The sequence below is a fragment of the Azospirillum sp. A23 genome (assembly GCF_042938965.1).
In the GTDB taxonomy this organism is placed as follows: Bacteria; Pseudomonadota; Alphaproteobacteria; order Azospirillales; family Azospirillaceae; genus Azospirillum; species Azospirillum melinis.
In genome coordinates this window covers 475,341-496,680 of the sequence record NZ_CP170663.1, presented here as the reverse complement: position 1 = coordinate 496,680, position 21,340 = coordinate 475,341, and the positions used below count along the sequence as shown (strand labels likewise).

The window sequence follows — 21,340 nt, the reverse complement described above, 5'->3', positions numbered from 1 at the left end:
TCTCCTTTCCAGGGTTTCAGGACCGGATGACCATATGGCAGACGGTTTTTGGATTGATAATCGGCCTTGATATCGCTTCACTCATGCCATGAAGGAACAAATCGTCCTTGAGCGGCTGACCGGCCTGATTGCTTTCGCCCGTGCCGGGACGCTGGGCAGCTTCACCGCCGCCGCCCGCTCGCTGTCTGTGTCGCCCTCGGCCGTCAGCAAGAGCGTGCAGCGGCTGGAGCAGCGGCTCGGGGTGTCGCTGTTCTCCCGGACGACGCGTTCACTGACGCTGACGGCGGAGGGGAGGGACCTGCATGAGCGGGCGTTGAGGCTGCTGCGCGACGCGGAGGAGATCGAGCAGGCGGCGATGGCCGCGCGCTCGGAGCCTTCGGGCACGCTGCGGGTCGCGGCATCGCTGCCGATCGGCGTCCATGTCATCGCACCGGCGCTGCCGGCGTTCCGGCGGCTCCACCCCAAGGTGTCGGTCGATCTGCGCCTGAACGACCGGATGGTCGACCTCATCGAGGAGGGGATCGACGTCGCTGTGCGGATCGGCGAGCTTGCGGATTCACGGCTGCTGTCGCGCCGGCTGGCGCCGCACCGGCTCTGCTGCTTCGCTTCGCCGGCCTATCTGGTGGCCCGCGGCACGCCGGTGCACCCGGACGGGCTGGACGGGCACGACACCGTCAGCCTGCGCTTCCAGAGCACGGGGCAGACGCTGCGCTGGCCCTTCCGGATCGGCGAGCGTCTGGTCGAGGTCGTGCCGCCGTCCGGCATCGTCGTCGATGTCAGCGACGCGCTGGTCGCCGCACTGGCGGCCGGCGGCGGCATCGGCATCGCCGCCACCTTCATCGCCGCCCCCTATGTGGCGCGCGGCGAACTGGTCCCGGTGCTGTCCGACTTCGCCGTCGAGCGGCACAACATCACCGCGCTCTGGCCGGAAAGCCGCCGCACCAACCCGGCGGTGCGCGCCTTCCTGACCCTGTTGCAGGAGGCGTTTCAGGAGCGGATGACGGCGGCGGTCGGCTTCTCGGCCCGCTTTCCGGAGTGACGGCGGCGGCGGGCGTTGACGAGGATGTCGGCGCCCAGCGCAACCGTCAGGGCGACGGCGCCGCACAGGAAGACGGCGGCATAGCTCTGCCCGCTGTGGGTGAAGAGATAGGAGTATCCATAGCCGCCCAGCGCCTGGAACAAGGCGAAGGCGGTGGTGGCCCGGCTCCAGGCCGCGCGCTGTTCGGTCTGGCTGTGCGGCAGCAGTTCGTGGATGCGGCCCAGCACCAGGGGAACCACGCCCGGCGTCAGGGCGCCGATGACCAGTGTCGCGGCCCCGACTGCCACCGGATTGCCGCTGGCCGCCAGGATGGCGACGGATACCGCCTGGAGCAGCAGGGCGATGCGGTAGGCTGCGGCATAGCCGACCCGGTCGGCCAGCGATCCGGCGGCGACCGGCCCGGCCACCGAAGCGACGCCATAGAGGACCCAATAGAAAGCGCCGGTGTCCGCGCCATGGCCCAGCCCGCGGGCGACGTAATCGACCAGCAGCAGCATCACCGGCACCAGCCCGAGGGCGTTCAACGCATATTCGCCGTAGAGGGTGCGCAGGACACCCCCTTCATGCTTCGGGGCATGCTCGACTGCCGGGGCGGCGATTCCCTGGGGCGGCGCCGAGGCCGGCCAGCCGAACCAGGACAGGGCGGTCAGCAGCAGCGACAGACCGCCAAGCCCGAGCCACGTCTCGTGCAGGCCGAGCCGCATCAGCGCCGGCACGGCGGTACCCGACGCGGCAATGCCAAGCCCGATGCCGAGGAAGATCATGCCGCTGACGAAGCCGCGTCGCGAGGCAGGGATATGGGGCAGGATGCTGGTCGCGACCAGCACCATGATGGCGCCCCCGGCGAGGCCGGAAACGAAGCGCCAGCCGAAGAACCAGGCCAGCGACAGCGGATAGGCGCAGGCGATGAAGGCGAGGGATGTCGCCAGCATCAGCAACCGCAGCAGCGCCCGGTTCGGCAGCAGCCCGGCCAGCGGCCGGCCGAGCAGGGCGCCCGCCAGATAGCCGGCGAAATTCGCCGCCCCCAGCGTCACGGCGTCACCGGCGGAGAACCAGTGCGCCTCGATCAGCGACGGGACCAGCGGGGAGTATGCGAAGCGTGCCAGGCCGATGGCGACGAGACTGCCGGCCATGCCGGCGAATGTCGCCATCCAGGCGGAACTGTCGAGGTGATCCTTCGCACCAACGGAGGTCGTGCTCATGGGCGTGCGTCCCTGTTGACGGCGCCGCGGCTGCGGCCCGCCCGGTTGATCGGGAAATCTCGGGAATGTAGATCGGAGGGTGGGATCAGATGTCCGGCATCGGCGGCAGGCCGAGGGTGGCGAGGGCGGCGCGGGCCGCCCCCTCCAGCAGGCTGCGTTCGGGGCGGACGCGGGCCAGCACCCGGATGCCCAGCAGGCAGGAGAAGAGCAGGCGCGCCGCGTCGTCGGCATCGATGCCGGCGGGGATCTCACCGCCCTGCCGTCCCTTGACGATGCAGCGGCGGAAGAAATCCTCGATGGTCGCCAGTTCGGCGTTCAGGTAATCGCGCATCTCCGGATCGGCCGGCGTGACCTCCAGCGCCGAGTTGACCAGCAGGCAGCCGCGCCGGCAGCCGTCACCGAGCGAGCGCTCGATGCTTTCCCGCAGGAAGCCGGCGATGGCCGCGGCCGGGGAGGGTGCCGCCTCGTGCCGGGCGATGCGGGCGCGCAGGGAACCGTCCAGGTAATGCTCCAGCGAGCGGCGGAACAGCGCCCGCTTGTCACCGAAGGCGTTGTGCATGCTGGCGAGAGTCATCTGCATGCTCTCCGCCAGTTCCCGGGTGGAGGTCGCCTCGAAGCCCTGGGTCCAGAAGCGGTCCACCGCCGCGTCCAGCACCGCCGTCTCGTCGAACTTCCGCGGCCGAGCCATCGCTTCCGCCTCCCGAATTCATTTTAGATCGTCTGATCTAAAATCAGGGTGGGACGGTCCGGGGTCAAGGAGTTTTGGTGTTGCGCAAACGCTGCCCTGCCTTGCGCCAGCGCAGTGGCGTCTGCCCGACCCTGGACCCGAACAGGCGCGTCAGGTGGGCCTGATCGGCAAAGCCGCAGGCGCAGGCGATCTGGCAGAGCGGCTCGGCGGTTTCCAGCATCAGGCGCTGGGCCAGATGCACGCGGCGCCCGATGACGTAGGAATGGGGCGTTTCGCCGGTGCTGGCCTTGAAGGCGGCGGTGAAATGCCCGCTGCTGAGCCCGACGAGGGCAGCCAGCGCCTCCACCCTGATCGGTTGAGCGATGTTGGCCTCGATATGCCCGGTGACCCGGTGGAGTTGCAAGGAGGTCAGGCCACCCCTGGATGGCGACGGTGCGGCGACGGCCGCCGGCTCGTCCCGCCGGCCGGCGAACAGGGCGGCGAGCCGGTCGAGGCAGCGCCGCGCGCCGTCGGGGTCATGGTCCAGCACCGCAAGGGCGCGGGTCACCAGCGTGGCGACCATCCTGTCGTCGGCGGTTGCGGGCTGAAGCATCGGAGGGCTCCCTGCATGGCATGGCGTGCAGGAAGCTTCGCTCGTCTGGGGCACATGGCGGAATCGCACGCTGGGGTCGCCCACATCGACCCATGGCTTTACGGCTGCTATCCCTTGGTATGATGCTCACTCCAGCATCGCGCCCAGCCGGCGTCCGTAGGCGGCGATGGCGGCCCCGGCTGGGTGGCGTTCCTCGTTGTAGGCCTGGAGGGCAGTTTCGATGTCCCGATGGTTCGACAACTGCCGGGCGAGCGCCATCGCGTCCCCCGCCGCCTTGGCGACGCCCATCGCCGTGTGCGGACGGACCACGAAGGCGGCATCGCCCAGCAGAGCGACCCGGCCGCGCGTCATCGCCGGCACCTCGTAATCGAAGATGGCCTGGAGGAAGGGGCGGGGCTCCGCCGCGATGGCCGCGGCGAAGGGCGGGGGCAGCCGGTCCGCCGCGTCCTGCCGCAGCCGTGCCGCCACCGGCTCCGGCACCTGCCCCGGCGCCAGCGAGTGGGGGTGGTGGCGTCCCCTGGCGTCGGTCAGCAGCACCGGCAGCTCGGCCGCCGCCACGCGTCTGTACCAGACCCAGTTGTAGCGCCGCTGCCCGACCGCCGTCTCCGCCGCCGGCCCGGTGACCAGATAGCCGAGCGTGTGCGACTGCGGCATGTCGAAGAAGGCGAACCGGTCCAGCAGGATGGCGGACTCCGCCGGCAGTTCGCGTTCCGGAACCAGCCCGCGCCAGGCGACATAACCGGCATACTCGTTGGCGGCGTGCCTGCCCACCACCGCACAGCGGACGATGGACCCCAGCCCGTCGGCACCGATCACCAGATCGGCCTCCTCCCGGCTGCCATCGTCGAATTGCAGGGTCGCCGTGGCGCCATCCTGCTCCACAGCCAGGACGGCCCGGCCCAGGACATAGCTGTCGTCGGGCACCTTGCTGCGCATCGTGGCGTACAGATGGTCCCAGGAGATCTGCATCTGCGGCGTCGCCTGCCGTTGCCGGATTTCTCCGGCGCGGTCGAGGAAGATGCGCTCATGGGCGACGACGCCGACCTGCGCCACATGCTCGCAGCCCACCGCCCGCAGCAGTGCGAACAGGTCGCGCTGACCGACCAGCCCGGCGCCGCGGCCGGCCAGCCCGCCGCTGGAGCGCTCATACAGGCGGACATCGTGCCCCTCCTGCCGCAGCAGGGCGGCGGCAAACAGGCCGCCGACCGATCCGCCGACGATCCTCACACGCAGGGTCTTCATGGCTTTTCCTTCAAGCAGGGCCAAGTCAAAAAGGGCCAACTCAAACAGGACCGAGTGCGGCCTTGAGCCGGTCCGGGCTGAGCGGCATGTCGCGCAGGCGCACGCCGGTGGCATCGGCGATGGCGTTCGCCAGTGCCGCGGCGGACGGTCCCTGCGCCGCCTCGGCGGTGCCGAGGAAGGGGGCGCCGGGGCGGTCCATCACCACCACCTCGACGGATTCCGGCACATCGTCGAAGCGCAGGATCGGGTAGCTGCTCCAATCGAAGCTGGCACGGCGGTCGGGACCGAAGCGCACCGCTTCCCGGCCGGTCCAGCTGAGCGACTGCACCAGCCCGCCTTCGATCTGGTTGCGCACGCCGTCGAGGTTGGCGGGCTGGCCGCAATCCACCGCGGCGACCGCCCGGCGGACCATCGTCCGGCCCGTCTCGCGGTCGATCTCCACCTCCATCGCCACCGCGCAGTAGGCGCCGAGATTCTTGTAGCGGGCGAAGGCCATGCCGCAGCCGCGCCGGCCGTTGCCCTTGGCGCGCTTCGGCCAGCCGAAGCGGTCGGCCGCCGCCTGCAAGACCTCGCGCGCCCGCTCGTCCCGCATATGGTCGAGCCGGATCGCCAGCGGGTCGATGCCTGCTGCTGCGGCCAGCTCGTCCAGCATGCTTTCGATGGAAAACACGTTCAGATGAGCGCCCAGCGACCGCAGGGCGGAGACGCGCGCCGGCATGTCCTTCAGGAAATGATAGACGACATGGGTGTTGGCGAAGCTGTAGAGCGGATTGGAATTTCGGCTGCCGTCGCCCTCCGGCATCGGGATCGGCTTGCCTTCGGGGGCGGGGAAGGGCGGATCGGCCTCGTTGCCGGCGAGAACGCCGCCCGCCCCGACGGGGCGGTTGTTGTGCGGGTTGCTCCAGACCGCATGGCGCCAGGACACGATCCGGTTGTCGGCACCCAGTTCCGCCTCCAGCTCCGTCATCATGCCGGGGCCGAGCGGCTCCCAGCCGAATTCCTGCTCGCGCATCCATTGCAGGCGGATCGGCCGGCCGGGCAGGGCCTTGGCGATCACCGCTGCGTCGGCCGCCACGTCGTCGGCGCCGTTCTGGCCGTAGCAGCCGGCACCCTCGGCATGGATGGCATGGACCTTCTCCGGCGGCAGTCCGACCAGTTCGGCGACGACGCGGCGGACGTCGAAGGTGCCCTGGCTGTGGGTCCACACCGTCATCGTGCCGTCCACATATTGAGCGATGGCGCAGGACGGGCCGATGGAGCCATGGCTGATCCAGGGCCGGGTGTAGCGCGCCTTGACGCTGCGGACCGCCGGTCCTGCCGGATCGCTGGTGTCCATGATCGCGATGTCGCGGGCCGGCAGCGCCTTCAGCGTCGCCGCCACGGCGTCTCCGCTGCCGTCGGCGGGAAGGGGCGGCTGCGCGGCACGGGCATAGGCCGCCCGTTGCAGATGGTGCAGGGCCTGGATCGCCGTCCATTGCCGCTCCGCCACCACGGCCAGGAAACCGCCCTGCCGGACGATCTTCACCACGCCCGGCATGCGGGCGACGGTGTCCAGATCGGGCGATTGCAAACCGGTGCCGACGCTGGGGCCGCGGACGACGCGGGCGTGCAGCATGCCGGGCAGGCGCATGTCGTGCAGATAGGCGGCACCGCCGGTCAGCTTTGCCGGGATGTCCACCCGCGGCAGCGCGCGGCCCAACGTGCGGTAGTCCGCCGGCTTGCGCAAAGGCGCGTCCGGCACCGCCTGCACATGCAGCGACAGCCGCGCCGCCACCTCGCCATAGGACAGTGTCCGCCCATCCGGTGCGTGCAGCCTGCCGTCGCCGCCGGTGCTGACCTGCCCAGCCGGCAGATCCCAGATCTTCGCCGCTTCGGCGGCCAGCAGCATGCGCACGTTGGCGGCGGCGTTCTGGATCGCCGTGCCGCTGTCCTGCATGGAGTGGCTCCCGGCGGTCAGCCCCTCGTCCGGTGTGCGTTCGGTGTCGGCGGTGACCAGGCTGACGGTGGCGGGCGGCATGTCCAGCTCCTCCGCCGCGACCTGGATCAGTGCGGTGCGGATGCCCTGTCCCAACTCCACCTTGCCGGTGAAGACGGTGGCCCGGCCATCGGCGTCGATGCGGATCCAGGCGTCGAGCCAGGGCGCCGATTTCAGGCTTCCCTTCAAATCGGGCGCCACCACGGCCGGGCCGGCACCGCCCTCGCCGCCGCCGGCGAGCTGGGCGAAGGCCCTGGGCGCCAGGGCGAAGGAGACCACCAGGGCGCCGCCGGTCAGGAAGCCGCGGCGGGAGAAGGGTGACATGGCGGGGGTCATGGCCGCACCTCCTGAGCCGCCTGGACGCCCGCCCGGACACCCTTGCGCATGGCGACGGCACGGCGGATGGCGCGCAGGATGCGCATGTGCGTGCCGCAGCGGCAGAGATTGGTCTGCATGTGGGTGCGGATCTGCGCCTCGTCCGGATCGGGATTGCGGTCGAGCAGGGCCTGCGCCCGCATCAGCATTCCGGCGATGCAGTAGCCGCACTGGGCGGCCTGTTCCGTCTCGAAGGCCTGTTGCAGCAGGCCGGGAGCCTCGGCGCTGCCCAGCCCTTCCACCGTGCGGATGCGCCGTCCGGCGACCGCACCGACCGGCGTCAGGCAGGAGAAGGCCGGCTTGCCGTCGATGTGAACGGTGCAGGCGCCGCACTGGCCGAGCCCGCAGCCGTACTTCGCCCCGTTCAGCTCCAGATCGTCGCGCAGCACATAGAGCAGTGGCGTGGCCGGGTCGACGTCAAGCGCATGGTCGGCGCCGTTGACGGTGATGGTGACGGTCATGGCTGGGACTCCTCCTTGCGGACGGTGGCGGCAGCGGTTTCCAGCGCGGTCCAGGCCGGCCGGTCGCTGAAACGGGACCGCAGATAGGCGGCGAGGTCGGCGACCTGCGCGTCGGTCAGGCTGGCGGCGAAGGGCGGCATCGCCGGTCCTGCCGGTCCGGTGGGGGCATGGATGCCTTGCAGGATGGCGCGGATCGCGTTGTCGGGCCGGTCGAGTTGCAGGGCAGTGACGGTGGACAGGCCGGGACGCCCCTGCGTCATCATCGGTGCGCCGCCTTCGTGGCAGCCGGCGCAGGCTCCGGCGAACAGCGAGGCGCCGGCCGGGTTGGTCATTGCGGCCTCCGCCACTCGGTCGGCAACGGCCGGTACTTTCGGCTCCCGATCCGCCGACAACGAGGCGATGTAGGTGGCGATGGCGCGGACATCGGCTTCCGGCGCGCGGGACAGGCCATGCACCACCGGCCCCATCGGCCCGGCGCCGGCGCCGTGGCGGCCATCGACGCCGGTGCGCAGGTAGGTGAACAGGCTGTCGGCCGTCCAGGGCACCGCCGACGGGCTGGATCCGTTCAATGCCGGCGCCACCCAGCCCTCCGCCACGCCGCCGGAATAGGCGGTGGTGCCGGTTTCTTCGGCCCCGGCCAGATTGCGCGGACTGTGGCAGCCGCTGCAATGGCCGAGCCCCTCGGCCAGATAGGCGCCGCGGTTCCACTCCGCATCGCGGTCCGGCCGTGGCGTGAACTCCTCCTGATGCAGGAACAGCAGCTTCCAGCCGGCCAGCAGCGGGCGGAAGCCCAGCGGGAAGATCAGCTCGTTGGCCTTGGCCGGCGCGGAGGCCGCCGGCCGGGTCATCAGGAAGGCGTAGATCGCGTTCAGATCCCCGTCATGCACCTGACGGTAGTGGTCGTAGGGCAACGCCGGGTAGAGATGGCGGCCGTCCCGCGATACGCCGTCGCGCATGGCGCGCTTGAACGCCTCCTTCGACCAGTTGCCGATCCCGGTTTCCGGATCGGGGGTGATGTTGGTCGAATAGAGCGTGCCGAACGGCGTCGCCAATGCCCGGCCGCCGGCATAGGCCACGCCCCCGTCGGCGGTGTGGCAGACGATGCAGTCGCCGATGGCGGCCAGCGCCGCGCCGCGGGTCAGCATCTCCGCCGGGAAATCGGCGACCTTTGGCGGGGGAATGGCGGGCAGGCCGCTGCGGTGGGCGATGCCCAGGAACGCACCGACACCGACAAGGCAGACCAGGGCGCCTCCGGTCAGCCACCCGGTCCATCGGATTTGTTTCATCCTGCACCTCCTGTGGTCCGCCGCGGGAACTGCGGGCGGGCGGATAGTCCAGGGAGGGTGCCGGAAATTCCGGCCTCGCTATTGAAGATTGAAAGCAGGATTTTTTGAACAAAACCCGCTTTCGGCTCTTCCTATTCCAGCGGCTTCAGTTCGCCCAGCAGGGTCGGCAGCAGTTCGGCGACGGTGGGGTGGATGTGGACGGCGCGTTGCAGGGTGGGGTAGGGCGCCTTTGCGTACATCATGTCGAGCACGCCGTGGATCGCCTCGTCGCCGCCGGGGCCGATGATGGCGGCGCCCAGAATCTCCTGGCTGTCCGCATCGACGACGATCCGCATGAAGCCCTGGGCCTCGCCCTTTTCCACCGCACGGCCGACGCGGGTCATCGCCCGCTGGCCGACCAGCGCCCGCCGGCCGGAGCGGCGGACCGCCTCGTCGGTCATGCCGACGCGCGCCAGCGGCGGATCGGTGTAGAGCGCATAGGCCTGGATGCGGTCGTCCACGCTGCGCGGGTCGCCGTCCAGCAGGTTGGCCGCGACGATCTCGAAATCATTGTAGGCGGTGTGGGTGAAGGCGCCCCGCCCGTTGCAGTCGCCCATCGCCCAGATGCCCGATACGTTCGTGCGCAGCTTATCGTCCACCGTGATGAAGCCGCGGGAATCCGTCACCACGCCGGCACGGTCGAGGCAGAGATCGTCGGTGTTGGGCGTGCGGCCGACGGCCAGCAGCACATGGCTTCCCACCACCGACGGGGTGCCGGACGTGCAGTTCACCCCCACCTCCACCCCGTCGGCATGGCGGGCGAAGCGGATACAGTTGGCCGACAGCCGGACGGTCACCCCCTCCTTCTCCAGCAACTCCCTGATCGCGTCGGACACGTCGGGGTCCTCGCGGCCGATCAGCCGCTCCCCTTTCTCCACCACCGTCACCTCGGCACCGAAGCGGCGGTACATCTGGGCGAATTCGAGGCCGATGTAGCTGCCGCCGACCACCACCAGATGACGGGGGACATGGTCGAGGTCCAGGATCGTGCCGCTGGTCAGCAGGTCGACGTCGCGCACCCCCGGCATATCCGGGATCGCGGCGCGGGCGCCGACATTGAGGAAAATGCGCTCGGCCGTCAGCAACTCGTCGCCGACGCGCACGCTGCCCGGCGATTCGAAACGGGCATGGCCCTGCAACACCCGGCAGTTGGGCATGCCGCGCAGCCAGCGTTCGACATTCTGGCGCGAACGGCCGGAAACCTCGTCCTTGCGCGCCTTGACCCGGGCCATGTCGATGCGCACCGGCCCGTCGAGCACCACGCCGTATTCGGCGGCGCGCCTGGCCATCCGGGCGACGCGGGCGCTGGCGATCAGCGTCTTGGTCGGGGTGCAGCCGGTGTTGACGCAGGTGCCGCCGAACAGCTTGCGCTCGACCACCACCACGCTCATGCCGGCGGCGGTCAGACGTTCGGCGAGCGGCGGCCCGGCTTGGCCGGCTCCGATGATGATGGCGTCGACCATGGCAGGCTCCTGCGGCCGGTTGCGTTCTTCGGGGAAATGGCGTGGGGCAGGATGGTAACGCCGGTGCCGGGCGTCTTCCAAGCAAACCAAGGTATGACTGGCGGCAAGCCGTGCCGATCGTTCACGTGATCGTCAGATCGTTCAAGAACCGGACGGCGCCCGCAGGCAATCTCCGGGAGCCGGAACGGCATGGCGAGGGGTTGGAGACTGGCGTATGGACGGCGCGGAAGGCGGTGCGAAGGGCGACGCGGCATGGGGCGGTTCGCCGGCCAACGGACGGCCGATGGAGCGCCGTCTCGGTCTTCTGTCGATTCCGCTGGCCCTGGCGGTGTTCTTCGTCGACACCTTCACCGACATCGAAAGCGCCATCGCCGTCCTCTATGTGCTGGTGCAGCTTCTGGCTGCCACCGCCCTGTCACGGCGGGGCATCCTGCGGGTGGCCGCGGGCTGTGCGCTGCTGGCGGTGCTGTCCTTTTTCCTCTCGCACTGGCAGGACATGGACCTGTCTTCGGTCCTGCGCTGCGGCGTGTCGCTGGCGGCCATCCTGATCACCGGCGCGCTGCTGGTGCGGGACCATGATTCGCGCACACTGCTGGTGCGGGCCAACGGTGCGCTGGCGCGCAGCGAAAAACGCCACCGCGGCATGTTCGAGCAGGCGCGGATTTCCCTGTGGGAGCAGGACTTCACCGCGGTGACGGCGGCGCTCGACTCCCTGCGGGCGCGCGGGGTGACGGACCTTGCCGCCCATGCGCAGGCCGATCCCGGCTGGGCGCGCGGGATGGGCGCGCTGATCCGCACCACCAACGTCAACGACGCCACCGTGGAACTGCTGGGTGCGGCTGGCCGGCCGGCGGTGCTGGGGCCGCTCGACCGCTATCTGCCGGCCGAGGATCCGGCGATGCTTCAGGTCCTGCTGGCGCTTTGGGAGAAGCGCGACCGCTTCGAAGGGCGGGCGCAGCTGATCGCGGCGGACGGGCGCACCCTGACGGTGCTGCTGGGCATCAGCTTTCCCGACGATTGCGTCGGCTTCGATCAGGTGGTGGTCGGCGTCGTCGACATCACCCAGCGCGAACGCACGCAGGAGGCGCTGCTGGCGGCCCAGGCTGAACTTGCGCGCGCGGCGCGCGCCGCCACGCTGGGCGCGCTGTCCGCCTCCATCGCCCACGAGCTGAACCAGCCGCTGGGCGCCATCGTGCTGAATGCGCAGGCCTGCCTGCGCTGGCTGCGCCGCGACCAGCCCGACATCGAAACCGCCGCGAAGGCGGCCGACCGCATTGTCCGCGACGGGCGTCGCGCCGCCGACATCGTGCAGCGGACACGCGGCATGCTGGTCAAGGACACCCACTGCGACGAGACCATCGACTTGGCACAGCTGGTGGATGAGGTGGCGCTGCTGCTGGAGCGCGAGCTTTCGGGTGCCGGGGCCGTTCTGGTCAACGATTTCGCTCCCGTCCCGCCGGTGCGGGGCAGCCGGGTCGGCCTGCAGCAGGTGCTGGTCAACCTCGTGACAAACGGTCTGCACGCCATGGCGGAGGCGGACAGCCCCCGGCGCGAACTGACCGTCGCCATCGGCAGCCTGGAAGGCGGGGCACAGGTCAGGGTTGCCGTGCGCGACCGCGGTAGGGGCATCGACGAGGCCAGCCATGCCCGCCTGTTCGACCCCTTCTTCACCACCCGGCCCGACGGGATGGGGATGGGCCTTGCCATCTGCCGGTCCACCATCGAGTCCTGCGGCGGCACGCTGACCGCCCACAACCATGCGGACGGCGGGGCGGTGTTCGAGTTCACCATACCGGTGGCTCTCCCGCCATCATCCAAATCACCGGCCGAAGAATTAATAGCCGAACCGCCAGCCGTCCCGCTGGCCGCGGCACGAGAGGACTGACCGCCATGGCCCAGAAAGCCGCCCCGTCGCCCGAGCCTGCCCCCGCCCCTGCCAAGGACGATCCGCTGGTTCTGATCGTCGATGACGATGCCGGTATGCGGGAGGCGGTGGTCGACCTTCTGCAATCGGTCGGCATCGAAGGCCGTGCCTTCGGCAGCACGGCGGAGCTGCTGGCGGCGGCGGTTCCCGACCGGCCGGGCTGCCTGATCCTCGACGTGCGGCTTCCCGGCCTGGGCGGGCTGGAGTTCCAGACGAGGCTGGACAGCCTGGGCATCGCGCTGCCCATCGTCTTCATGACCGGCTTCGCCGACGTGCCGATGTCGGTCCGGGCGATGAAGGCCGGGGCGACCGATTTCCTCATCAAGCCCTTCCGCGACCAGGACATGCTGGACGCGGTCGATGCCGCGATTGCCCGCGACCGGTCGCGGCGGAGCCAGCGGGTCGCCACGATGACGGTTGAATCGCTGGCGGCGACGCTGACCCCGCGCGAGCGCGAGGTGATGGCGGAGGTGGTCAAGGGCCGGCTGAACAAGCAGATCGCCGGCGATCTCGGCATCAGCGAGGTGACGGTCAAGCTCCACCGCGGCAAGGTGATGCGGAAGATGCAGGTGCGCTCCGTCGCCGATCTCGTCCGCAAGGTGGAGGTGCTCGACCACGAGGAGTGACGGCTACGGTTATGGGGCGCCGGTCCTGCGTCCGGCCCGGCCGTCCGCCTCTAGACCTAGGTGTGGTATCTGCCACCTGCCCCATCCGGATAGGATGCGTGTGGCGCCGATAACCGGCGCTTTCATTCAGTTCCCGATCCGGTCAAGGCATCACGACGTGTCCAACGCACCCCTGATAGCGGTGGTCGATGACGACGAGGCGATCCGCGAGGCGCTGGACGACCTGTTGCGGTCGGTCGGCTTCCGCTGCCGGCCCTTCGTCTCCGCCGAGGATTTCCTGGCGCTGGCCGACCGGACAGGGATCGCCTGCATCATCCTGGACGTGCGCATGCCCGGCCTGTCCGGACTGGAGTTGCAGGAGCGGCTGAACAATGAGGGCGGCGGGCATCCGCCGATCCTGTTCATGACCTCCTACGCCGACGAGACCACCCGGCTGCGCGCGCTGGGCGGCGGTGCCCGCGACGTGCTGGGCAAGCCGGTCGACGCCCATGTCCTGATCGCCTCTCTGAACCGCGCCATCGCCGCAGGGTAACGCCAGAGAGCGGCAGCATTCGGCCTCCCGAACGGTTATGTATGCAGCAGGGCCGGTCGGGAGACGGGGCATGGCGGTCGCATCCCACAGAATTATGGTCGGGCTCAGGACGTGGGCCGGATTCGGGAAGAGGGCGCCATGAGCTTCCTGACCCGGCTGTTGCTGCTCGTGACGCTGGCCCTGGTGCCGATCTGCGCGCTGGAGGTCTGGAACCAGATCGACCTGCGCCGCCAGCGCTCCGATGAGATCCATGAGCATGCGCAGCAGCTTCTCAGCTTGCTGGGCGGCGAGCAGCAGCGGCTGGTCGAAGGCGTGCGGCAGATGCTGGAACTGCTGGCGGAAACCACGTCGGCGCAGACCCTCGATGCGACCGGATGTCAGGCGCTGCTGACGCGCACCGCCACGCGGATCCCGGATTACCTGACGGTCAACCTCACCGGCGGGGACGGGGTCATTCTCTGTTCCACCAACCCGCTTCTGCGCGGGCGGTCCATCGCCGACCGGATGCATGTGCGCTCCGCCCTGGAAAGCGGCGGCTTCACCGTTGGCGAATTCATCCGGCAGCGGTACGACGGCAAGCCTGCGATGCCGTTCGGCCTGCCGATCCGCCGCACCGGCGGCGATGGGCGGACCATCGGTGTGGTCACGGCGCTGATCGATCTCGGCTGGCTCGAACGCTACCTCTCCGAACACCCGCTTCCCGACAATGCCGCGCTGATGATCGCCGACGGCAACGGCATCGTGCTGGCCCATGCCCCTGCGAGACCGGGGGTCGTCGGCACCGCGCTCCCGCCGCGCTTCCGGCCTCTGCTCGACGCCGATGCGGTCGGGACCGCCCAGCTGATAGGGATCGACGGGGTGGAGCGGGTGTTCGCCTATGTTCCGCTGTCGGCCGGAGTCAGGCATATTTTCGTCGCGGTCGGCATCGACCATGGCGCCGCGATGAGCGGTATCGACGACGCGCTGACGCGGTCGCTGGTGTGGATCGCCGCCACGCTGCTGCTCGGCCTGCTGACGGCGTTCCTGATCGCCAAGCGGCACATCTATCGGCCGGTCGCGGCACTGATCTCGGCGACGGAGCGCTGGCGTGCCGGCGACCGCTCCGCCCATGTGGGTGCGGTGGATGGCCCGGAGATGAGCCGGCTGGGGCTGGCCTTCGATGGGCTGGTCGAAGATCTCGACCGGCAGATGCGGGCCAATGAGGAAGCATCCGCCGCGTTGCGGGCCAGCGAGGAGCGGTCGCGCGCGCTGGTGGAGAACGCCCCGCACATGATGTGGGTGAACCGGCCCGACGGCACGCTGGAATACGTCAATGCGGCGTTCCGGGCCTACACCGGCCGCATGACGAACGAAGAGAACCGGATGGGAGATCTGCATCCGGAGGACGTCGAGCGCATCCAGGCGGTCCGGAGAGCGGCCATCCCCGCCGGTGCGGCGCATGCGTATGAACTGCGCCTGCGCCGGGCCGACGGAGCCTACAGATGGCACCTCAGCCGGACCCACCCGATCCACCATGACGGACGGATCGTCGCGTGGTTCGGCGGCGCCGTCGACATCCACGATATCCATCGCGCCCGCGAAACGGCGGAAGAAGCCGGACGGTCCAAAAGCCGCTTCCTGGCCGCCGCCAGCCACGATCTGCGCCAGCCGATGCAGTCGATCCTGCTGTTCGCCGAGGTGCTCCGCCCGCATCTGGGCGAGGGCCCCGGTCTCGATGCACTCGGACGGCTCCAGCATGGGCTTGAGATTCTCAAAGGTCTGCTGGACGGTCTGCTCGACATCTCCCGCCTCGACGCCGGCATCGTGGCGCCGCAGTTCGAGGAGTTCCGCGTCTCGGACCTGCTGAGGAGCCTGGACGACGCCTATGCCCCGGTCGCGCATGAAAAGGGCCTGGACTGGCAGGTTCACCCCTGCCATGCCGCCATCCGCAGCGACCGGGTCCTGCTCGGCCGCATGCTGCGCAATCTGGTGGAGAACGCCATCCGCTACACCGACAGCGGCGGGATTTCGGTGGACTGCAGCGTAGCGGCCGACCGTCTGCTGATCGGTGTCCACGACACCGGCCGCGGCATCCCGGCCGACCAGATCGACCGGGTGTTCGAGGAACTCTATCAGGTCGACAACCCCGAGCGCGACCGCAACCAGGGCCTCGGCCTTGGGCTCGCCATCGTCCGCCGCCTGTCCGACCTGCTGGACCATCCCGTCACGGTACATTCGCATCCTGGCCAGGGCTCGCTGTTCAGCATCGCGGTGCCGCTGGCGGCGGAAGCTTGCGCCTCCGCTGCGCCATCCGGGGAGGCGGCCCCTGTGGAAATGGCGCCGGCACCGCCGGAGCGGGAGGATCGGCGGCTGGCGGTGGTGGTGGATGACGACCCCATCGTGCTGGCCGGGATGGAAAGCCTGCTGCATGCCTGGAAATTCGACGTGATCACCGCGGATTCGAGCGACCTTGCGATGGAGCGTCTGACGCTGGACGGCCGCCGGCCGGACATCCTCGTCGTCGACTACCGCCTGCGGGACAAGCGCATCGGAACGGAGGCGATCCTCCGCATCTGGGACATGCACGATGCGGACATCCCCGGTCTGATCGTCACCGGGGAGATCGGCACGGAGCCGCAGAACGACGCGCTCACCCATGGTTTCGACCTCCTGCACAAGCCGGTAACCCCCCGCAGCCTGGCCGCGGCGCTCGGACGACATCTGGCGACGGACGGGGAAGCCCGCATCCCAGTCACAGATACTGCCGAGCCGCCTTCAGCCATCCTGTGATCCACACCAATTTTCAGGCCACGCCCAAGCTCCGGCGGAACATTTCCGCTGCACCGTGTTTGTCTGGGGACATGGAAGAAGGAGCCGTTGGTGCCCAAGCCCATCCCGATCGAGAAAGTGCAGACCGGAATTCCCGAATTCGATTTGGTTTTGCGCGGCGGGCTGCCGCGCGGTCGAATACATCTTCTGGAGGGCGCACCCGGCACAGGCAAGACCACCATTGCCCTGCAGCTTCTGATCCAGACGCGCGCCGACGGCAAGAAGGGCTTGTACATCACCCTGTCGGAAAGTGCCAAGGAACTGGAAGCGACCGCCGCCAGCCATGGCTGGTCGCTCGATGGCTTTGCGGTCTTCGACATCGTGCCCATCGAAGCGCAGCTGGATCGCCAGCAGAGCGTGCTCTACCCGTCGGAGGTGGAACTCGGCGAGACCGTGCGGCTGATCATCGAACGGATCGAGCGGGAAAACCCGGAAGTGCTGGTGATCGACACGGTGTCGGAGCTGCGGCTGCTCGCCCAGGACCAACTCGGCTACCGCCGGCAGGTCCTGGCCTTGAAGCAGTTTCTGCAAGGACGCCGTTGCACCACCCTGATCCTCGACGACCTGACCCATCAGGACGAAGCGAGCGACCTGCACAGCCTGGCTCACAGCGTGATCGTGCTGGAGCAGAGCGAACGCACCTATGGCGCGGCGCGGCGGCGGCTGCGCATCGCCAAGATGCGGGGGGCGGACTATCAGAGCGGCTGGCATGACTTCGCCATTACGAGGACCAATGTCCTGGTCTTCCCCAGCCTGATCGCCGAAGAGCACAGCAGCGATTTCGAGCAGACAACCATGGAGAGCGGCCTGCCGGCCTTGGACGAGCTGATGGGGGGCGGCCTGACGCTCGGCACCACCACGATGCTGGTGGGACCATCGGGGGTCGGCAAATCGTCCATTGCGCTGCAATACGTCACCGCCGCGGTCAAGCGTGGCGAGCATGCCGCCTATTTCTCTTTCGATGAAAATTTCAAGACCCTTGGGCTGCGTAGCATCGCCCTCGGCATCGACATCGAGGAAGCCGTGCGGCAGGAGCGCGTCGGCTGGAGGCGCGCCAACCCGTCCCGCCTGTCGCCCGGCCAGTTCGTCTGGCAGGTCCGTCGCGAGGTCGAAGACCGCAACGCCCGCATCGTGGTGATCGACAGCCTGAACTCCTACCTCAGCACCATGCCGGAGGAGAAGGCCCTGACGCTCCAGATGCACGAACTGTTGACCTATCTGAGCAACAAGGGCGTGGTGACCATCCTGATCCTGGCGCAGCAGGGCATCATCGGCGATGTGCAGAACCCGGTCGATCTGTCCTTCATGAGCGACACCGTGGTTCTTCTCCGCTTCTTCGAGGCCGAGGGAGAGGTGCGCAAGGCGATTTCGGTGGTGAAGAAGCGCACCGGCGTCCATGAGCTGTCGATCCGCGAGTTCCGGCTGTTCCCGCACGGGATGCAGGTCGGGCCGCAGCTGATGGACTTCCGCGGCGTGCTGACGGGCGTGCCGGAATATGACGGCTCGGTGGAGACTCTCCTCAACGGTCGGGGCGAAGCCGGGTGATCGATGCCGATGCACGGGTCCATCCTTGTCCTGGCCCCTGAAGGGCGGGATGCCGAAGTGATCGGTTCGGTCCTGGCGGAAATCGGTCTGGCGACGCAGCCCTGTGCCGATTTGCCGGAGCTTTGCCGCAGCCTTGGCGACGATGTCGGGGCGTTGATGCTCTCCGAAGGAGTGCTGACCGACATAGAGCCGCTGACCGCGTGGTTGGAGGCGCAGCCGCGATGGTCGGACCTGCCCATCGTGATCCTGACGTCGCGGCGAAGCCGGCAGGCCGGGCGGGGCAGGCAGGCGTTCTTCCAGTCGCTCGGCAATGTCACGTTGCTGGACCGGCCGCTGCACCGCGAGGCGCTGCAAAGTGCGGCCCAGGCGGCGCTGCGCAGCAGGGAACGCCAGTACCGGACCCGCAGCCATCTTCAGGAGATCACACAGGCGTCGAGCCGGTTGGAGGAGCGTGTCGCTGAGCGGACGCAGGCACTGCAAGCCGAAATGGCCGACCGCCGACGGGCTGAGGAGCAACTGCATCAGGCGCAGAAGATGGAGGCGCTGGGGCAGCTGACCGGCGGCGTGGCGCATGACTTCAACAACCTGCTCCAGGGCATCGTCAGCTGCCTTGCCGTCCTGGCCCCCACCGTGCCCGACGGCACCCCGCGCGAGCTGTTCGAGGCGGCCAACCGCTCCATCGAGCGCGGCGCGCGCCTGACCCAGTCGCTGCTGTCCTTCGCACGGCGCCAGACGCTGATGCCGGAGCCGACCGACCTCGGCGACCTGCTCACCGGGATGAGTTCCCTTCTGGAACGCTCCCTTGGCGGCCAGATCAGCGTCACGATCCAGGTGCCGCCCGGACTTCCGGCGGCGCTGATCGACCGGGCGCAGCTCGAATCCGCCATCCTGAATCTTGCGATCAATGCCCGTGATGCCATGCCGTGCGGCGGGCGGCTGTCCCTGACCGCCTCCGTTGCCGAAATCGGCGACGGAGAAACGGGCAGCTCCGCGGCCGTGCCGGCGGAGTTGCGGCCCGGGACCTATGTGGCGATCCGGGTGGCGGATACCGGCACCGGCATCGACCCGTCGGTGTTGCCGCATGTCTTCGAACCCTTTTTTACCACCAAGCCGCTCGACAAGGGGTCGGGGCTGGGGCTGTCGATGGTCCAGGGCATGGCGACCCAGTCCGGTGGCGGCGTCCACATCGACAGCACCCTCGGCGGCGGAACCGCGATCACCCTCTATTTGCCGAGCGTGGCGGCCGTCGCCGGCCGGCCGGCAGGGACGGCTGCCGACGTCGAACGTGGAGAAGGCCGCACCGTCCTGCTGGTGGAAGACGACGCCATCGTGCGGATGGGGACGATGGCGCTGCTGGAAAGCCAGGGCCATCATGTCATCGAGGCGGAGAGCGGGGAAACTGCCCTGGCCCTGCTGCAAGACGGTGCGGAGATCGATGCCCTGGTCACCGACTTTGCCATGCCCGGCATGAACGGGGCCGAGGTGGTGCGCGCTGTGCGAACCCTGCGTCCCGGATTGCCCGCGCTGATCGTCACCGGCTATGCCGATACGCCTGATCTGGGCGAGGCCGTGCGCCTGCTGCGCAAGCCCTTCTCGCCAAACCAGATCGCCGAGCAGCTGGCGGCCATGCTCGCAGAGTGACGGCTTGTCAGGCGATGGGGGCGGTCCTGATGAAATCCAGGAAGGCCCGAAGCGGGGCCGGCACCAGACGCCGGCCGGGGTAATAGAGGAACGGGCCGGAGAAGGACGGCCACCAGGATTCGAGAACGGGTTCAAGCGCGCCGCTATCCAGATGCGGGCGCAGCCACTGCTCGAACAGTTGAACGACCCCGACGCCCGCGACGGCCGCATCGATGGCGAGGTCCATGATGCCGCCCGGTCCGACCACCAGCGGTCCTGTCGGGTCGAGGCGGATCGCTTCGCCGTCGCGTTCGAATTCCCAGAGCGGCATCGCACCGCTGGCGAAACGTCCACGCACGCAGCTGTGGGCCATCAGGTCGCGGGGATGCTCCGGCCGGCCGCGTGCATCGAGGTAGGCGGGGGAGGCCGCAGTCGCGAAACGCTGGCGGCGGGGACCGATGGGAACAGCGATCATGTCCTGTTCCAGCCGGTCGTCGTAGCGGATGCCGGCGTCGCATCCGGCAGCGAGGACATCGACGAAGCTGTCCTCGCCCATCACCTCCACCCGGATCTCGGGATAGGCGGCGTGGAAGGCCGGCAGGATCGAGGGCAGGACCAGCCGTGCCGCGCTGACCGGTACATTGAGCCTGAGGGTGCCCGCCACCCGGTCGCGGAAGCCGTTCACCACATCGAGGGCTGCATCGACCTCGCGCAGGGCGGGCTCCAACCGGGCCAGCAGACGCTCGCCCGCCTCCGTCGGGACCACGCTGCGGGTGGTCCGGTTGAACAGCCTGACGCCGAGCTGTCCTTCCAGCCGCCGCACGGCTTCGCTGAGGGATGAGGCGCTGACGTTGCCGGCCTTCGCCGCTTCGCGGAAACCACGGGCGCGGGCGACCGCGACGAAGGCGTTCAGGTCCCCAAGCTCATGCTGCATTGTTCGGAATTCCGCACGGGTTGTCCTGATTGTGCAGACTAATCGGACAGGGGGGTGATGGCTAGATTGGTCAAGCCATCAAGGAGATCATCGTGTCAAACCCCGCCCAGACCAAAATCGACAAATCCGGCAGCTTCACCCTGGGCGGCAAAGCCGTCCGCCGGCTCGGCTATGGCGCCATGCAGTTGGCCGGTCCCGGTGTCTTCGGCCCACCGAAGGACCGCGACGCCGCCATCGCCGTGCTGCGCCATGCCATCGAGGCCGGCGTCAATCACATCGACACCAGCGACTTCTATGGCCCGCATGTCACCAACCAGTTGATCCGCGAGGCGCTGGCGCCCTATCCGGACGATCTGCTGATCGTGACCAAGGTCGGCGCCCGGCGCGGTGCGGATGCGTCCTGGCTCCAGGCATCCTCGCCGGAAGAGTTGCGGCAGGCGGTGCACGACAATCTGCGCAATCTCGGCCTTGATGTGCTCGACGTCGTCAACATGCGGCTGTGGGGCGACCATGGTCATGCCCCGGCGGAAGGGCCGGTCGAGCGGGAACTGAGCGTCCTTGCCGAACTCCGGCAGCAGGGGCTGATCCGCCATATCGGGCTCAGCAACGCCACGGCGCGGCAGGTCGAGGACGGTCGCCGCATCTGCGAGATCGTCTGCGTGCAGAACCACTACAATCTGGTGCATCGGGCGGACGATGCGCTGATCGACGATCTTGCCGCCAAGGGGATCGCCTATGTGCCTTTCTTCCCGCTCGGCGGCTTCTCGCCGATCCAGTCCGGCCTGCTGTCCGATGTCGCCAGCCGGCTTGGGGCGACGCCGATGCAGGTGGCGCTCGCCTGGCTGTTGAACCGGTCGCCCAACATCCTGCCGATCCCGGGAACCTCGTCGGTCAAGCATCTGCAGGAGAATCTGGCGGCAGCGGATCTGGTTCTACCCGCCGATGCGCTGGAGGCGTTGGACAAGCTGGGGAAAGACGCCTGAGCGCCG

At 69.0% G+C, this 21,340-nt stretch carries 17 protein-coding genes; 8 read left to right on the top strand and 9 right to left on the bottom strand.

Annotation, left to right across the window (positions count from 1 at the left end; genetic code table 11):
* Positions 1 to 88: 88 nt before the first annotated feature.
* Positions 89 to 1,039: a LysR family transcriptional regulator gene (locus ABNQ40_RS02035; RefSeq protein WP_109048772.1), complete on the top strand. Its 951-nt coding sequence runs from the start codon at positions 89 to 91 to the stop codon at positions 1,037 to 1,039.
* Here ABNQ40_RS02035 and ABNQ40_RS02030 read toward each other — a convergent pair.
* From ABNQ40_RS02030 to ABNQ40_RS01995, 8 genes are all read right to left on the bottom strand, one after another.
* Positions 988 to 2,241, bottom strand: coding sequence for a YbfB/YjiJ family MFS transporter (locus tag ABNQ40_RS02030; RefSeq protein ID WP_109048773.1), 1,254 nt, complete (start codon positions 2,239 to 2,241; stop codon positions 988 to 990). The genes ABNQ40_RS02035 and ABNQ40_RS02030 overlap by 52 nt on opposite strands.
* An 85-nt stretch (positions 2,242 to 2,326) precedes the next feature.
* The gene (locus tag ABNQ40_RS02025) at positions 2,327 to 2,929 is read right to left on the bottom strand and encodes a TetR/AcrR family transcriptional regulator (protein WP_109048774.1); all 603 of its coding nucleotides are present in this window, start codon (positions 2,927 to 2,929) and stop codon (positions 2,327 to 2,329) included.
* 64 nt (positions 2,930 to 2,993) lie between these two features.
* The gene (locus tag ABNQ40_RS02020; RefSeq protein WP_109048775.1) at positions 2,994 to 3,521 is read right to left on the bottom strand and encodes a helix-turn-helix domain-containing protein; all 528 of its coding nucleotides are present in this window, start codon (positions 3,519 to 3,521) and stop codon (positions 2,994 to 2,996) included.
* A gap of 126 nt (positions 3,522 to 3,647) precedes the next feature.
* Entirely contained in the window at positions 3,648 to 4,763 is a 1,116-nt protein-coding gene (locus ABNQ40_RS02015) for an FAD-dependent monooxygenase (protein ID WP_109048776.1), read from the bottom strand.
* 40 nt (positions 4,764 to 4,803) lie between these two features.
* Positions 4,804 to 7,074 carry a molybdopterin cofactor-binding domain-containing protein gene (locus ABNQ40_RS02010; protein WP_199235268.1) on the bottom strand — a complete coding sequence of 757 codons (2,271 nt, stop codon included), beginning with the start codon at positions 7,072 to 7,074 and terminating at the stop codon, positions 4,804 to 4,806.
* The gene (locus ABNQ40_RS02005) at positions 7,071 to 7,574 is read right to left on the bottom strand and encodes a (2Fe-2S)-binding protein (protein WP_109048777.1); all 504 of its coding nucleotides are present in this window, start codon (positions 7,572 to 7,574) and stop codon (positions 7,071 to 7,073) included. The genes ABNQ40_RS02010 and ABNQ40_RS02005 overlap by 4 nt, the downstream gene beginning before the upstream one ends.
* On the bottom strand, positions 7,571 to 8,860 hold the full coding sequence (locus ABNQ40_RS02000) for a cytochrome c (protein WP_109048778.1): 1,290 nt from the start codon (positions 8,858 to 8,860) through the stop codon (positions 7,571 to 7,573). The genes ABNQ40_RS02005 and ABNQ40_RS02000 overlap by 4 nt, the downstream gene beginning before the upstream one ends.
* Positions 8,861 to 8,991: 131 nt before the next feature.
* Positions 8,992 to 10,362: an FAD-containing oxidoreductase gene (locus ABNQ40_RS01995; protein ID WP_109048779.1), complete on the bottom strand. Its 1,371-nt coding sequence runs from the start codon at positions 10,360 to 10,362 to the stop codon at positions 8,992 to 8,994.
* A 214-nt stretch (positions 10,363 to 10,576) separates the two neighbouring features.
* Between ABNQ40_RS01995 and ABNQ40_RS01990 the strand changes: the two genes are divergently transcribed.
* The 6 genes from ABNQ40_RS01990 (at position 10,577) to ABNQ40_RS01965 (ending at position 19,438) form a co-directional block, all read left to right on the top strand.
* A complete protein-coding gene (locus ABNQ40_RS01990; protein ID WP_109048780.1) occupies positions 10,577 to 12,247 on the top strand; it encodes an ATP-binding protein in 1,671 nt (556 codons plus the stop codon).
* A gap of 5 nt (positions 12,248 to 12,252) precedes the next feature.
* Positions 12,253 to 12,912 carry a response regulator transcription factor gene (locus ABNQ40_RS01985; protein WP_109048781.1) on the top strand — a complete coding sequence of 220 codons (660 nt, stop codon included), beginning with the start codon at positions 12,253 to 12,255 and terminating at the stop codon, positions 12,910 to 12,912.
* Between the two features lie 157 nt (positions 12,913 to 13,069).
* On the top strand, positions 13,070 to 13,444 hold the full coding sequence (locus ABNQ40_RS01980; RefSeq protein ID WP_247879667.1) for a response regulator transcription factor: 375 nt from the start codon (positions 13,070 to 13,072) through the stop codon (positions 13,442 to 13,444).
* A 138-nt stretch (positions 13,445 to 13,582) separates the two neighbouring features.
* On the top strand, positions 13,583 to 16,213 hold the full coding sequence (locus ABNQ40_RS01975) for an ATP-binding protein (protein ID WP_109048782.1): 2,631 nt from the start codon (positions 13,583 to 13,585) through the stop codon (positions 16,211 to 16,213).
* A gap of 90 nt (positions 16,214 to 16,303) precedes the next feature.
* Entirely contained in the window at positions 16,304 to 17,797 is a 1,494-nt protein-coding gene (locus tag ABNQ40_RS01970; protein ID WP_109490815.1) for an ATPase domain-containing protein, read from the top strand.
* A gap of 9 nt (positions 17,798 to 17,806) precedes the next feature.
* A complete protein-coding gene (locus tag ABNQ40_RS01965) occupies positions 17,807 to 19,438 on the top strand; it encodes a response regulator (protein ID WP_158285548.1) in 1,632 nt (543 codons plus the stop codon).
* 7 nt (positions 19,439 to 19,445) lie between these two features.
* Here ABNQ40_RS01965 and ABNQ40_RS01960 read toward each other — a convergent pair whose 3' ends face one another.
* Complete coding sequence (locus tag ABNQ40_RS01960) at positions 19,446 to 20,351, bottom strand: LysR family transcriptional regulator (protein ID WP_109048784.1); 906 nt, start codon at positions 20,349 to 20,351, stop codon at positions 19,446 to 19,448.
* 92 nt (positions 20,352 to 20,443) lie between these two features.
* On the opposite strand from ABNQ40_RS01960, the gene ABNQ40_RS01955 reads away from it, so the two are divergent.
* Positions 20,444 to 21,334 carry an aldo/keto reductase family oxidoreductase gene (locus tag ABNQ40_RS01955; RefSeq protein ID WP_109048785.1) on the top strand — a complete coding sequence of 297 codons (891 nt, stop codon included), beginning with the start codon at positions 20,444 to 20,446 and terminating at the stop codon, positions 21,332 to 21,334.
* Positions 21,335 to 21,340 lie beyond the last annotated feature (6 nt).

Coding starts and splice junctions, on each gene's coding strand:
- ABNQ40_RS02035 (WP_109048772.1), top strand. CDS start 89: ATGAAGGAACAAATCGTCCTTGAGCGGCTGACCGGCCTGATTGCTTTC.
- ABNQ40_RS02030 (WP_109048773.1), bottom strand. CDS start 2,241: ATGAGCACGACCTCCGTTGGTGCGAAGGATCACCTCGACAGTTCCGCC.
- ABNQ40_RS02025 (WP_109048774.1), bottom strand. CDS start 2,929: ATGGCTCGGCCGCGGAAGTTCGACGAGACGGCGGTGCTGGACGCGGCG.
- ABNQ40_RS02020 (WP_109048775.1), bottom strand. CDS start 3,521: ATGCTTCAGCCCGCAACCGCCGACGACAGGATGGTCGCCACGCTGGTG.
- ABNQ40_RS02015 (WP_109048776.1), bottom strand. CDS start 4,763: ATGAAGACCCTGCGTGTGAGGATCGTCGGCGGATCGGTCGGCGGCCTG.
- ABNQ40_RS02010 (WP_199235268.1), bottom strand. CDS start 7,074: ATGACCCCCGCCATGTCACCCTTCTCCCGCCGCGGCTTCCTGACCGGC.
- ABNQ40_RS02005 (WP_109048777.1), bottom strand. CDS start 7,574: ATGACCGTCACCATCACCGTCAACGGCGCCGACCATGCGCTTGACGTC.
- ABNQ40_RS02000 (WP_109048778.1), bottom strand. CDS start 8,860: ATGAAACAAATCCGATGGACCGGGTGGCTGACCGGAGGCGCCCTGGTC.
- ABNQ40_RS01995 (WP_109048779.1), bottom strand. CDS start 10,362: ATGGTCGACGCCATCATCATCGGAGCCGGCCAAGCCGGGCCGCCGCTC.
- ABNQ40_RS01990 (WP_109048780.1), top strand. CDS start 10,577: ATGGACGGCGCGGAAGGCGGTGCGAAGGGCGACGCGGCATGGGGCGGT.
- ABNQ40_RS01985 (WP_109048781.1), top strand. CDS start 12,253: ATGGCCCAGAAAGCCGCCCCGTCGCCCGAGCCTGCCCCCGCCCCTGCC.
- ABNQ40_RS01975 (WP_109048782.1), top strand. CDS start 13,583: ATGAGCTTCCTGACCCGGCTGTTGCTGCTCGTGACGCTGGCCCTGGTG.
- ABNQ40_RS01965 (WP_158285548.1), top strand. CDS start 17,807: ATGCACGGGTCCATCCTTGTCCTGGCCCCTGAAGGGCGGGATGCCGAA.
- ABNQ40_RS01960 (WP_109048784.1), bottom strand. CDS start 20,351: ATGCAGCATGAGCTTGGGGACCTGAACGCCTTCGTCGCGGTCGCCCGC.